11 protein-coding genes and 2 tRNA genes are annotated in these 12262 nt (G+C 63.5%); 3 read left to right on the forward strand and 10 right to left on the reverse strand.

What is annotated here, in order from left to right; all coding sequences use genetic code 11:
• The first annotated feature begins 145 nt into the window (after positions 1 to 145).
• Together bshA and KIT10_00010 are read left to right on the forward strand one after the other, a co-directional pair.
• Positions 146 to 1306, forward strand: a complete 1161-nt coding sequence (gene bshA / locus KIT10_00005) for an N-acetyl-alpha-D-glucosaminyl L-malate synthase BshA (protein MCW5897626.1) — start codon at positions 146 to 148, stop codon at positions 1304 to 1306.
• On the forward strand, positions 1294 to 1857 hold the full coding sequence (locus tag KIT10_00010) for a hypothetical protein (GenBank protein ID MCW5897627.1): 564 nt from the start codon (positions 1294 to 1296) through the stop codon (positions 1855 to 1857). Before bshA ends, KIT10_00010 begins: the two co-directional genes overlap by 13 nt.
• Positions 1858 to 1918: 61 nt before the next feature.
• On the opposite strand, the gene KIT10_00015 is transcribed toward KIT10_00010, so the two are convergent.
• From KIT10_00015 to KIT10_00045, 7 genes are all read right to left on the reverse strand, one after another.
• The gene (locus tag KIT10_00015) at positions 1919 to 3016 is read right to left on the reverse strand and encodes a CoA transferase (GenBank protein ID MCW5897628.1); all 1098 of its coding nucleotides are present in this window, start codon (positions 3014 to 3016) and stop codon (positions 1919 to 1921) included.
• Between the two features lie 21 nt (positions 3017 to 3037).
• Positions 3038 to 5380, reverse strand: coding sequence for a T9SS type A sorting domain-containing protein (locus tag KIT10_00020; protein ID MCW5897629.1), 2343 nt, complete (start codon positions 5378 to 5380; stop codon positions 3038 to 3040).
• 30 nt (positions 5381 to 5410) lie between these two features.
• Complete coding sequence (locus tag KIT10_00025; GenBank protein MCW5897630.1) at positions 5411 to 7657, reverse strand: T9SS type A sorting domain-containing protein; 2247 nt, start codon at positions 7655 to 7657, stop codon at positions 5411 to 5413.
• A 420-nt stretch (positions 7658 to 8077) separates the two neighbouring features.
• Positions 8078 to 8161, reverse strand: a tRNA-Leu gene (locus tag KIT10_00030).
• Positions 8162 to 8218: 57 nt separating this feature from the next.
• On the reverse strand, positions 8219 to 8395 hold the full coding sequence (locus KIT10_00035) for a hypothetical protein (GenBank protein MCW5897631.1): 177 nt from the start codon (positions 8393 to 8395) through the stop codon (positions 8219 to 8221).
• 177 nt (positions 8396 to 8572) lie between these two features.
• Positions 8573 to 8645 (reverse strand) — tRNA-Lys (locus KIT10_00040).
• Between the two features lie 83 nt (positions 8646 to 8728).
• Positions 8729 to 9898 (reverse strand): hypothetical protein, encoded by a 1170-nt coding sequence (locus KIT10_00045; GenBank protein ID MCW5897632.1) that lies wholly within the window; start codon positions 9896 to 9898, stop codon positions 8729 to 8731.
• Between KIT10_00045 and KIT10_00050 the strand changes: the two genes are divergently transcribed.
• On the forward strand, positions 9897 to 10472 hold the full coding sequence (locus tag KIT10_00050) for a shikimate kinase (GenBank protein ID MCW5897633.1): 576 nt from the start codon (positions 9897 to 9899) through the stop codon (positions 10470 to 10472). The genes KIT10_00045 and KIT10_00050 overlap by 2 nt on opposite strands.
• On the opposite strand, the gene KIT10_00055 is transcribed toward KIT10_00050, so the two are convergent.
• The 3 genes from KIT10_00055 to KIT10_00065 form a co-directional block, all read right to left on the reverse strand.
• A complete protein-coding gene (locus tag KIT10_00055; protein ID MCW5897634.1) occupies positions 10460 to 10960 on the reverse strand; it encodes a phosphoribosyltransferase in 501 nt (166 codons plus the stop codon). The two genes, KIT10_00050 and KIT10_00055, sit on opposite strands and share 13 nt — an antisense overlap.
• Before the next feature lie 31 nt (positions 10961 to 10991).
• Complete coding sequence (locus KIT10_00060; protein ID MCW5897635.1) at positions 10992 to 11411, reverse strand: DUF1801 domain-containing protein; 420 nt, start codon at positions 11409 to 11411, stop codon at positions 10992 to 10994.
• Between the two features lie 100 nt (positions 11412 to 11511).
• Positions 11512 to 12102, reverse strand: coding sequence for an SAM-dependent methyltransferase (locus tag KIT10_00065; GenBank protein MCW5897636.1), 591 nt, complete (start codon positions 12100 to 12102; stop codon positions 11512 to 11514).
• Between the last annotated feature and the right edge of the window lie 160 nt (positions 12103 to 12262).

Genomic DNA, 12262 nt, shown 5'->3' on the forward strand with positions numbered 1-12262 from the left:
GGCATGCCCAGCTGATCGGGATACCAAGCTTTCCTCGCGGCGGGCGGGCCATGGTCCGCGCGCCGCATTGTTTTCAGGGCATGGTCACAGCGGGGTTGCGCACCTTTGCGGGCCGGATCTGTTCTCCAGCGACCCATTCGACCCCATGCGCATCGGCATCGTTTGTTATCCCACCTTCGGCGGAAGCGGCGTTGTGGCCACCGAGCTGGGCATGGCCCTGGCGAACAAGGGCCATGTGGTGCACTTCATCACCTATGACCGCCCCGTGCGCCTGCGTGACCACCCCAACGTACACTACCACGAGGTGCGCGTCAGCGATTACCCCTTGTTCGATTATCAGCCCTATGAACTGGTCCTTACCAGCAAATTGGTGGACGTGGCCAAGTACGAGGGATTGGACCTGATGCACGTGCATTACGCCATCCCCCACGCCAGCGCGGCCTGGATGGCCAGGAAGATCCTGGAGGCGCAGGGCATCCACGTGCCCTTCATCACCACCCTGCATGGTACCGACATCACCCTGGTGGGCCGCGATCCCAGCTTCGAGCCGGTGATCACCTTCAGCATGGAGCGTAGCGACGCGGTCACCGCCGTGAGCGAAAGCCTCAAACGGGACACCTACGAGCACTTTCCGCTGAAGCATGCGCATGAAGGCGGACCAGGCATCCGGGTCATACCCAACTTCGTGTGCATGGACCAGTACAGCCAGCGGCCCGACCCTGCGTTGCGCGCCCTTTACGCCCCGCAAGGCGAGTTGCTGTTGGCGCATGTGTCCAACTTCCGCGCGGTGAAGCGTGTGGACGATGTGGTGCGCATCTATGAGCGCCTGCGGAAGCGCCTGCCCGTGCGCATGCTGCTCATCGGCGATGGCCCGGAGCGGCAACGGATAGAAAACCAATGCCGGCACAGTGCGGAATGTGGCGGCATCTATTTCTTGGGGAAGATGACCCGGCCGGAGGAAGTGGTGGCGGCCTGCGATCTTTTTCTGCTGCCCAGCGAGAGCGAGAGCTTCGGCCTGGCGGCCTTGGAAGCCATGGCCAGCGGTGTGCCGGTGGTGAGCAGCGATACCGGCGGCTTGCCTGAAGTGAACATCCATGGCTTGAGTGGACTGCTGGCACCAGTAGGCGATGTGGACACCATGGCGGACCATGCCTGGAGCATCCTGCACAACGAGGAAAGCCGGCGACGATTCCGTGATGGTGCGCTGGAACAGGCCCGGCGTTTCGATCTGCACCTGGTGCTGCCGCGCTACGAGGAACTCTACCAAGAGGTGGTGGAGCACGCCAAGGCCCGATGGACTACCTGAGCGAAAGGGTAAGCGTGGAGCGCGGTGAGGGACGCCTTTCCGTGGTGATCGCCGCGCGGCTGCCAGCGGCGAAAAGGAACCTGCTCGTGGTCTGGTCCATCGCCTGGCTCCTATGCGGCATCTATCTCTTCATCGCACGCCGGGACCTGGCGCAGGACGATCCGCTGCGCCAGTACCTGCTCGTCTTTCTGGCCTTCTGGGCCTATTTCATGTTGAAGATCGGCCGGGCCACGCTCTGGCGCCTGCGTGGCTTCGAGATCCACCGGGTGAAGGACGGCAGGCTCACCATCAAGGACAGTCTTTTCGGCCTCGGCCGGGCGAACCACTACTTCGTGGACAACATCCGGAAACTCGGTCTTATCGACATCGATCGTTCATCTTGGAAATGGCAGTGGAATGAGAGTCCGTGGGTGATCGGGGGCGAGCGGCTCGGCTTCGAGCACCTGGGGAAGAAGGTCGTCTTCGGCAAAGGCTTGGATGACGATGAGGCGAAGCGCCTGGTCCTCGTACTGAAGGATGCGTTGAAGCACCAGCGCAAGACGGCGGTGTGAATGTTCGCGACGATCAAGGGCGCCGGCACCCGGGACCGTCCACGAAACAACCTCCAACTGCTCAACCTTCGAATTCCAACCGAAAGACATTCCCCCTCAACCGCCGCGTCACCACGCCGTCCATCGTCTCCTCCACCACCATGTCGCGTGCGGCGGGTGTGGCCAGCACCTCGTCCAGGCGGAGCACGGCACCGGCGGGCACACCTGCGGTGATCAAGGCATCCAGCAAGATGCTCCGGTCCCACTTCGCCATGGCTGGTGCCAGGGAAGCAGCGAGTTCGATCCGGTGTCGAACGCGCGACGCGTTGTTGGTGAAACGATCGTCGCGTATCAGCTCCGGCAGTAGGAGCGCTCCGCATAGCGCCTTGAACTGCGCATCACTTCCCACGGCCAGGATGACACGTCCGCCGTCGGCACAGGAGAAGGTCTCGCCGTAGGGCGCGATGTTCGGATGCAAGGTGCCGATGGGCGCGGCGATGTGTCCCGCCATCAGATGGTTGCTGGCCTGGTTGATCAGTCCCGCAAGCGCCGCCTCCTCCAATGAGACCTCCACATGGGCGCCCTGGCCGGTGCGAGCGCGATGCAGCAGCGCCACCAGCAGACCTTCCTTCAACTGGTGCGCGGCCAGCACATCCACCAGCGCGATGGGCAGCTTGGCGAGGTGGTCCGGATCGGTGCCCGTCATGCTGATGAAGCCCGTCTCCGCCTGCAGCACCACATCATAGGCCGGGCGGCCGGGCTGGTCGCGGAATCCCTTGATGTGGCCATGCACCAGCTTCGGGTTCAAGGACCTCAAGCGCACACGATCAAGACCGAGCTTGCCGGCATCCCCGGCCAGATGGTTCGTGATCAACACATCCGCTTCGCGCAGCAGCGCATCGAAACGGGCACGATCGGTGGCGTCCTGCAGATCCAGCGCTAGATGCTGCTTGCCATGGTTCACGCTGCTGAAATAGGCGCTCACCGGTGAAGCGGGGTCCTCCCCAGGCAGCTTCCATTGACGGGTGACATCACCGCCGCCGCGCTTGTTCTCCACCTTCACCACGCGCGCGCCCAGTTCGGCGAAGAACATGCCCACCGCAGGACCCGCCAGCACGGCCGCTGTTTCGATCACCAACAGATCGGCGAGTGGGCCTGTCCCCTTGGATGCCGCGTGCATGGCGGCGAAGGTAGACGAGGCTCAGCGCGCGATCATCAGCCGTGCGCCGTGCGCCACACCATCGCCCCAAAGCCGCACCAGGTATAGGCCGGATGTCAGCGATGTGGCATCGATCGGCAGCAGGAAAGGTCCCTGCCCGGGTGTGTTCCCTTCCAGGACCAGGGCACCGGAAGCATCGATCATGGACCATCGATCGGGTGCGGGACCGTCGTGGTGCCAGCGCAGCAGGATGGCATCGCTGGCGGGATTGGGGTGCAAGGTGATCGAGCCGGTGCACCCTGTGGGCTCCGGGATGCCGACCGAACCCGAGGCGAAGCGTGCGAGCATCACGTCCACGTTGCCTCCGATGGCGGTCTGGTGGCCGCCAGGGGTGCTCACCCATGAAGTGCTTGCCGTGAAGCCACCCAGGTAGACGGAACCGGCGCGCTCCGAGAGGCCGCGTCCGGCATCGCCCAGATAGCCGCCGTAAAAGGTGCCCCAATGTCTTTCGCCCGCGCTGCCGAAACGCGCCAGGAACGCGTCGGAAAAACCGCCCATGAAGTGTTGCTGGTGCACGCCCATGCCGCCCATGACGAACACGCTGCTGGTGGAGCCGGTGGCGTACACGCCATCGCGCTCATGCGCCAGTGCGTAAACGAGGTCGGTGTCATAGCCGCCGTAGTAGGTGCCCCATATGCGCTGCCCATCAGCGGTGAAGCGCGCGATGAATCCGTCCCAACCGCCGCCGCCATGAAAAGCCTGGTGCGTGCCTGGGGTGGCGATGTACTGACCGCTTTCCGTGGCACCGCCCAGGTGGACCACCCCATTGCGCAAGGTCACCGCATAGCCGCGGTCGGCCAGGCCGCCACCATAGTAGGAGCACCAGAGCAGCGTGCCTGAAGTGTCATGGCAGGCGAGGTAGGCGTCCAGCGTTCCGCCAAAGAAGCCTTGGTGTACCCCCGGCGTGGTCATGCCGGTGGAGCTGCCGGTCCAGCCGGTGGTGACGATGCGGTGCCCTTCCACCGCGATGGCCTGCCCCTTGTCCACGCTTGCGGCGCCATGATAGGTGGCGTGGAGCAGGCCGCCGTCCTGCCGGAAGGTGGCGATGAAGGCATCCTCGAACTGGCCTTTTGTGGGCTGATGGGCCCCAGACGTGGCGATGCCGGAGGGGCTTTCGGTCCAGCCTGTCACATGCACACGCCCTTCGGCCGCCGCCACGCCATGGATGACGTCGTATTCCGCCCCGCCGTACCAAGTGCACCATTCCAGTGTCCCATCGGTCGTGAAGGCGGCCAGGAAGGCATCACCGTTGCCCGCGGGATCGGTCTGATGGCTTCCGGGCGTGCCCAGACCAGCCTCGGTGCTACCGTACCCACCGATGTAGATGCGCCCGCCATCCACGGCGATGCCTTGCGCACTTTCGTCGCCCGCACCGCCGAGATAGGAGCACCATTGGCGCACACCATCCAGCGTGAAACGCGCCACGAAGGCGTCCATGGTGCCGTTCAGATCCACCTGATGCGCACCTGTGGTGGCGATGCCCATCAGACTCCGGGCTTCACCTGCGATGTACAACGCATCGTCATCCGAAGCGATCCCGAGACAGGCATCCCATTCATCGCCACCCATGTAGGTGCCCCACGAGAGCCAGGGGTCGATCACCAAGGTCGCGCCGGGCGGGACAGGTGGCGCTTCGAATCCCACGCTGCCGTCATCATGCCACACGAACCGGCAATCCACCTGCGGTCCACCGATCAGCCAGCTCATGGGGATGCGTTCAACGAAGGTGCTGTGGCGTGTGCCCAGGTGGAGCGCACCATCCTCGAGGGAGATGCTGGTCATCCCCGCATGCCGCAGCCGCAGCGAGGCCAGGTCACCGCCAGGCCGAACCACCACATCATACTTCGGCATGCCATCATCATCCAAGTGGAAATGGAGGTCGATGCCGGGTGAGATGTCATGGTAGATCACGCTGCTGAAGTGGCGGACCTCATGCACCGTGGCGTGGGGGCGGTGGAAGGCGAACTTCTCCGCGGACCGGCCATCGGCCGTGATGCGTGATGGTCCCGTGCCGTTCCAGCGCACATCGATCCGGTGCAGCAGGAAGACCGCCTCGCCGCGCAGCATCTGCAGGTCCTGCGGAGCATCCGCATCAAAGGGCGGCAGGTCTTGCCGATCCACCGTATCCACTTCATAGCTGAAGCCATGGTCAAGCAGCTGCAGGTTGAGTCCCGGCCGATGCAGGATGTAGTGCACGTACGGAACCGGTGTACCATGCTGGTCGATCACCTGGCCCTTGTTCTCCAAAAAGCCGATGGGTGTGGCATCGGATGCCGCATGGACCAGTAATGGGAGCAGGACGAGCAGGATCGCGGGGCTTCGCATGGTGATGGGGCTATGCCACCAAAGAAAGGCTCAGCGCGCGATCACCACCCTGCCGTTCCTGATCCCGTTCGTGCCGTGTGCCGAAAGGAGATAGGTGCCGGGCGGGAGGTGGGAGAGGTCCAGTATGGTGGTCCCACCGGTCGAAGGACGGCTGTGTACAAGTACCAACTGCCCTTGTGCATCGGTGATCGTCACATGGCTGAACGCCACGTCGGTACCAAGGTCCACTGTGATCGGCCCGGAGGATGGATTCGGATGGATCGGCAACGCGTCCGTAGCCGGCGCGTACTCCTCCACGCCGACACCCCAGCTGTTGAAGCGCGCCACGAAAGCATCGATCGCTCCGCCGTTCGTGCCCTGTTGCGCACCCGGGGTGGCGATGCCGTTGAGGCTGCCCGACGCACCTGTGATGATGACCGAGGGGCCTTGCACCGCGATGCCGAAGGCGTGCTCGCCCAAGGTGCCACCGAAGTAGCTGCCCCATTTCAGCGCGCCATGATGGTCCAGCCTGGCCACGAAAGCGTCGATGAGGCCACCGGCATGGCCGGTCTGGTGCGCACCGGGCGTGGAGATACCGTCGAGGCTGTGGGTATGCCCCGCGATGTAGACCCCGGCGGGATCCACGGCGATGGCGTTCGCTTGGTCCGACGCGTTGCCGTAATAGTTCGTCACCCAGCCCAACGAGCCGTCCAGACCGTACCGCCTCACCAGCGGGTACCAGTTGTTTCCACCACCGATCAGGTGGCCGCCGGCCACGAATAGCGAGGTGTCCTGGATGGCCACCGCCCTGGGGACGATGTCCGCGCCGCAACCGATGTAGGTGCTCCAGATGCGCTGGCCTTCGGTGTCGAAGCGGGCCAGATAGCCCATGTGGTTCCCTGCGCACCAGGTCGTGTGGTGTGCGCCTTCCGTGGCGATGGCCTGCTGGCTGCGCGTGGTGCCCGCCAGTGGCACGATGCCGTCGCGCAGGTGCACGGCGAAGCCCTCCTCGTTCTCATTCGCACCGAAGTAGCTGCACCATTGCAGGGCGCCGTCCAGGTCGAACAGGGCCACGAAGGCATCATCCAGTCCCCACTTGTTGGGTTGGTGTGTTCCTGGTGTGCCCAAACCCAGTGAGCCACTGGTACCGGTGATGGCCACCAGGCCGTTCGCGCTGCTCACGCCGTTCACGGCATCGGCACCCGTACCCCCGAAGTAGGTGCTCCACTGCAGGGCGCCATCCAGATCGAAGCAGGCCAGAAACCCATCATCGGCACCTTGATGGGCTGGTTGGTGCGAACCCGCTGTGGCGATACCCGTGCCGCTCGCCGTGCGGCCGGCCACGAAGAGGCGGTCACCGTTCAGGGTGATCGCCAGGCCCTCGTCATCGGCCGATCCGCCGAGGTAGGTACACCAGATCAACTGGCCGCCCATGCCATGGCAGGCCACGTAAACATCCTTGTTGCCTGCCCAGGTGCCTTGGTGCGCACCGGCAGTGGCCATGTTCGCCGGGCTGCGCGTCTCACCCGTGCTGAATATGCGTTCGCTATTGGCCACTACCGCGTTGCCGCGATCGATACCGCTGCCACCGAGGTAGGTACCCCACGCGATGGTGGGGTCGATCACCAGCGTGGCGCCCATGCGGATGCGTTGCGTCGCGATGCCCACGCTGCCATCGGTATGCAGGTGGTATTGGGCTGCCACCGGCTGTCCCGTGTCTTGCACATAGGCCAATGGGATCCTTTCTGTGACCGGCCCTAGCATGGTGTTCAATACCAGTGCGCCATCTTCCCGCAGCGTCACTTCGGCGCCGTGGTAGCGCAAGCGTATGTCATCGGCGTGACCACCGGTCCGCACCACGAAGTCGTACTTCGGCATGCCGGCCTCATCCAACTGCAGAACCAGGTCGATGTGTGGCAGTATGTCCTTGCAGGTGATGCGCACATGGCCGAGGCGTGCCTCGCGATGGAAATGTGTCAATGTCTCCGGCTCCTCCGCAAGGACCTTTGCATGCGGATCTGCGCCTACCACCTCCACATCGATGCGGTGGAAGCGCCAGGCATCGCCCTCGAAGCGGTGCAGGTCGTAGCTGAAACCATCGGCGCGCACCTGCAGGTTGAGGCCCGGGCGCTGCAGCATGTGGCGCACAGCCGGGTTGGGCTGGCCGTGCTGGTCCACGAACTGGCCGGTGTTGGGGATGAAGGGGGAGGTATTGCGATCGTCATGCTCGCCGCTATGACCTGCCACGGTCGTGGGCAGTATGGATCCGATCAGTATCGTGATGAGGGTTCGCATCATGTCGGTCCAAGCTACCCGCCTTGTACAGTGCGACCAAGGATCGCCCTGCCGATCCACGGCATTGGTATACAGTTCTGAACAGGTCTTGGACCGGACTGGCTTCGGCGGACCAGATCTGGTCGTGGCGTGGATCGCGCCCAGGCCCGCTGCGCCTGCCAAAGGCAGGCAGGCGTCCCTGGGGCTTTTTCATCCGCTTCTTCGCACGAGCAAGCTCGGCTCAGGCGCGCAGGCGAGATCCAGGACTGGATCGACCTCCCTTCGGTCGGTCGGACCAGGTTTGGCCGTGGCGTGGATCGCGCCCAGGCCCGCTGCGCGTCCCTGGGACTTTTTCGTTCCCGTCCTCGCTCGAACTGCGTTCGGCTCGGCCGCGAACGAAAAAGCCCCGTCCGCCATTCGGCGGACAGGGGCTTGATCACCAAGTGCCCAGGACTGGACTCGAACCAGCACAGCCTTTCGGCCACTACCCCCTCAAAGTAGCGTGTCTACCAATTTCACCACCTGGGCAGGGGGCCTGCCTTTCGGCAGGCAGGCCGCAAATATACACGGGCCTGGCGCACCCTTTCAGGGCTTGCGCTTGGTGGCTTTCGCTGCCTTGCCCCGCTTGCGGATCCGCTCGGCGCGCTCTCGGGACAGGGCCTCATTCAAGGGCGCATCGGCAGGGGATCCCGGTTCGGTGCTTTCCAGCCAGGCCTGCCGGGTGGCTTCGTGCCGCAGGACCAACTCGTAGATGTAGTCCAAGGAGGGGAGGTCGGGTTCGGTGGCCGCTGGCTTTTTCGACTTTTTGCCCATGGTGGTTCCACAGCAAATGTTATGTCGGACTTGGCCGTTCCCCTCGTCGGCAGGCTGAACTTTTGTTAGGGGGTGAGGGGGATCCCAAATGAAGAAGCCCCGGCTCCCGCCGAGGCTTCTTCTCTGTGATCCCGCTGGGGCTCGAACCCAGGACCCCAACATTAAAAGTGTTGTGCTCTACCAGCTGAGCTACAGGATCGTACACCCCTTCCACCGGCACCATGCCCGGCTTCGGGGTCGCAAAAGTAACGATCGCACCGGAACGATCGCCTGCCCGGTGGATCACTTCTTCTCGATGATCGGATGCCGTTCAAAGGGCGCCGCCCGGTCGAAGAGGTAGCGGTAGGTGGCCAGCGTGCGGTAATTCACCGCGCCGAGGTTCTCGCAAACCTTCATCATGCGCGGGTTGAAGTCGCCGACCCAGGTGAGGATGGTGTCCTTGTAAAGTTTCTTGTTCACGATGTTCTTTTCGCCCAGAACGATCAGTGCGCCTTCGATGCCCTTGCCCTGCCAGTCCTTGGCCACGCCGAAGACGATGCCGGTCATGGTCTTCACCGTGCCCCGCCATTTGTGCCAGAGGAACTTCAGCTTGCCCACCCAGTTCAGATCGCCTTCCACATGCTTGAAGATCTCGTTCAGCTCCGGCAGACTGATGTACATGGCGATGGGCGTGTCATCGTAGCGGATGAAGAAGACCAGACGCGGGTCCATCACGGGCTTCATGGCCATCACGATCTTCCGCGCCGTGGCCAGTTCCATGGGCTTGTGGTTCTCGTGGTCCACCCAGGCGCTGTTGTAAACGGTGCAGAAGTCCTGCGCGATCTGTTCCACGGTCCGCCCTACGCTGTCGTGCATCCGCATGCGGGGATCGTCGGCCAGTTGCTGGTACTTGCGGTGGAAGATGGGCTGTACGGGCACCTCGGCCGAACGCTTGTAAAAGAGCTGCTTGAAGTAGAGTTGGAAGCCATAGCGCTCCAGCAGGTCCACGTAGTACGCTGGATTGTAGTTGGTGCCGTAGATGGGCGGGTCGGTGAAGTTGTGGATGAGCAGACCCCAGAACATGTTGCGGTCGCCCAGGTTGATCGGCCCGTCCATGGCTTCCATCCCCTCGGCCTTGAGCTTGTCGCGTGCGGCGTCAAGCAGCAAGTTGGCCGCCGTCTGGTCGTTGATGCACTCGAAAAAGCCCATGCCGCCGGTGGGCTGCTTCTCGGTCCGGGCGGTCTTGGGGTTGATGAAGGCGGCGATCCTGCCGATGGCCCGGCCGTCAGCGCCATACAGCACCCACCGCCAGGCCTGGCCCTCCTTCAGCAGCTTGTTGCGCCGTGGATCGAAGACCTTTTCGACATCCTGTTTCAAGTGCGGGATCCAGTTCGGATCGTCGCGGTAGATGTCCCAGGGCAGGCGCATCCAGTCGCGCTGCGTGCGTACGTCCTCAACGATCTTCAACCGCATGGTGGGCGAAGTTCCGCATTGCACGCGCATCTTCGCACTGGACCTCCGGCCACGACCCATGCGGATCTTCCTCATCGGCTTCATGTGCAGCGGCAAGACCACCGTGGGCCGTGCGTTGGCGCCCATGCTCAGCCTGCCTTTCGTGGACCTGGACCGCGCGGTGGAAGCCCGCGTGGGTCCCCTGCTGCCCTACATCCAGCGTGAAGGGGAGGAGGCCTTCCGGGTGTTGGAGCAGGAGGTCCTGGAGGAAGTGATCGCGGGTCCACCAGGCGTTGTGGCCACTGGCGGTGGCACACCCACCATCGGCGACAATCTGCGGCGCATGCTGGCCACGGGCATGGTGCTTTGGCTGGATGTGCCGATGGAGGTGCTGATGCCACGGATCGAACGTGCGGGCGGCGATCGGCCTCTGCTCTTCGGCCTGAAGGGCGATGCGCTGCGCCAGCGCGTGGAGACACTTTTTGAGGGGAGGGTAGCGCGCTACGCCGAGGCCCACCATGTCGTCCCAGCGGAAGGCGATCCGCAAGCTGTGGCGCTGCGTATCCAGGAACTGCTGCGCGCTCAGCCCAGGTAGACCGCGTCCTTGCGGCCCAGTTCCACGCTGATGTGCTCTTGCAAAGTGGTGCTCAGCGTGAGGCCCACGATGTCCGCACGGATCGGGAAGGTGCGGTGCCGGCGGTCCACCAACACCACAGTGCTGAGCTTCTTGGGCGCAGCCTTCACCAGGAAGGCGGCGGCGTGCATGAGGGTGCGGCCGCTCATGAGCACATCGTCCACCAACACCACCACGCGGCTTGTCAGCGTATCGGGCGCAGCGGAAAGCGAGACCGGCCTGCCCAGCGGATCGTCCTTGTCCAGCTTGAGTTCCAGCACGTCGATGGCCAGCGGTGATATCGTGCCCAACAGCTTGGCCAGACGTTCGGCGATTTTGTGGCCCCGTGGCGCTATGCCCACCAGCGTAATGCCACCCTCGGCATGGTTCTCCTCGTAGAGTTGGTGCGCGATGCGTTGCAGCTTGCGCCGGACCTGCTCATGCTCCAATACGGTGGTGCGTTCGCTCATGGGCCGCCAAGTTAATGGCGCACGAAGCCGATCACGCCTTGCGGCCCATGGTGCCGCGCAGATTGCCCGGCTTGCCATAGAAGGTGCTCATGTGCTTCTGGCTGCCCACGTACTTGAGGATCTTGTCGAAGAGGTCCAGCGTCGCGGGCTCCAGTCTTTTGAAGCGGATGCACGACTTGCCCCGATCGTGTGGCAGCAGGTCGTGCTTGAAGGCCACCAGCAGGTCGTAGTGCATGATATACAGCGCCATGAAGTGCTTCTGGTTGGCCATGGCACAGAGCGGATGGCCTTCCAGGTGATAGGTGGGCATGCCGAAGGACATGTCCTCCACGATATCCGGCCAGATGCGGCGTACCATGTCGCGCAGCACCGCCAGATGGATCTTCCGCTCCTCGGGAAGCCCGTCGATGTATTCCTTGGGGGTGATGGATGGCGCGACGACCTGCGGCATGATAGGGCGAGTGAAGATCGCAAAAATCCCATGTCTCGCCATGCTTGCCGTCAGGCCGTCCGCGATCCCCGCACTTGCCGCCGTGCTCCGCTGGGGCAGATCACGCTCGATCATCCTTCACCGCGCACAACCACAGCTCACGACCCGCGCGCGGCGTGATGGAATTGAGGCAGGGCTCCAGCGACAGCTTGTTGAAGTGCTTCTGGAAGATCGGATCATAGTCACCCTTGAAGCCACCGAAGGGCGGATGATCGGTGAAGAGTGTGTCGTTGAACAACACGCCCACCAGCTTGCCACCGGGGGCGAGCAGCTCCTTCATGTGCTTCACGTAGCGTTCGCGCAATGAAGGGTCCAGTGCGCAGAAAAAGGTCTGCTCCACGATGCGGTCGTACTGTCCTTCATGCGCGAAGAAGTCACCCACGATCAGGTGTTCCTTTGGATAGTCGGGGCAGCGTGACAGGAGGTCCTTGAAGGGCGCGTCGGTGAGGTCGATGACGAACACGTTGCGGAAGCCCTGCCGGTGCGCATACTCGGCCTCCCACGCCCGTCCTCCGCCGGGGATCAGGATGCGCAGGTCCTTGTCGGTGAGCTGGTCGAGGTATTCCTTCAGCGGTGTGGAGGGGCCGCCGATGTCCCAGCCGGTCTCACCGGTGTGGTAGCGGTCTTCCCAAAAGTCTCTGTCCAGTTGCATGGCAGCAAAGAACGGGATACACGCGCTTGGTGCATGCGACCGGCGGCTTGGGGGCGCATGGAAGCCACGCCGATCCAGTGGTCCCGGGGGGGTACGATCGGATCCCGTAATTTTACTGCCTCTTCGGCGTGCCAGTTGTACGCCATTCACCCGGTCCGCC

It is taken from the genome of Flavobacteriales bacterium (genome assembly GCA_026129465.1).
Lineage (GTDB): Bacteria > Bacteroidota > Bacteroidia > Flavobacteriales_F > PHOS-HE28 > PHOS-HE28.

Excerpts from the sequence above, each read along its gene's own strand:
- KIT10_00015 (MCW5897628.1), bottom strand. The coding sequence starts at position 3,016 with ATGCACGCGGCATCCAAGGGGACAGGCCCACTCGCCGATCTGTTGGTG.
- bshA (MCW5897626.1), top strand. The coding sequence starts at position 146 with ATGCGCATCGGCATCGTTTGTTATCCCACCTTCGGCGGAAGCGGCGTT.
- KIT10_00010 (MCW5897627.1), top strand. The coding sequence starts at position 1,294 with ATGGACTACCTGAGCGAAAGGGTAAGCGTGGAGCGCGGTGAGGGACGC.
- KIT10_00025 (MCW5897630.1), bottom strand. The coding sequence starts at position 7,657 with ATGATGCGAACCCTCATCACGATACTGATCGGATCCATACTGCCCACG.
- KIT10_00060 (MCW5897635.1), bottom strand. The coding sequence starts at position 11,411 with ATGCCGCAGGTCGTCGCGCCATCCATCACCCCCAAGGAATACATCGAC.
- KIT10_00045 (MCW5897632.1), bottom strand. The coding sequence starts at position 9,898 with ATGCGGTTGAAGATCGTTGAGGACGTACGCACGCAGCGCGACTGGATG.
- KIT10_00065 (MCW5897636.1), bottom strand. The coding sequence starts at position 12,102 with ATGCAACTGGACAGAGACTTTTGGGAAGACCGCTACCACACCGGTGAG.
- KIT10_00050 (MCW5897633.1), top strand. The coding sequence starts at position 9,897 with ATGGTGGGCGAAGTTCCGCATTGCACGCGCATCTTCGCACTGGACCTC.
- KIT10_00055 (MCW5897634.1), bottom strand. The coding sequence starts at position 10,960 with ATGAGCGAACGCACCACCGTATTGGAGCATGAGCAGGTCCGGCGCAAG.
- KIT10_00020 (MCW5897629.1), bottom strand. The coding sequence starts at position 5,380 with ATGCGAAGCCCCGCGATCCTGCTCGTCCTGCTCCCATTACTGGTCCAT.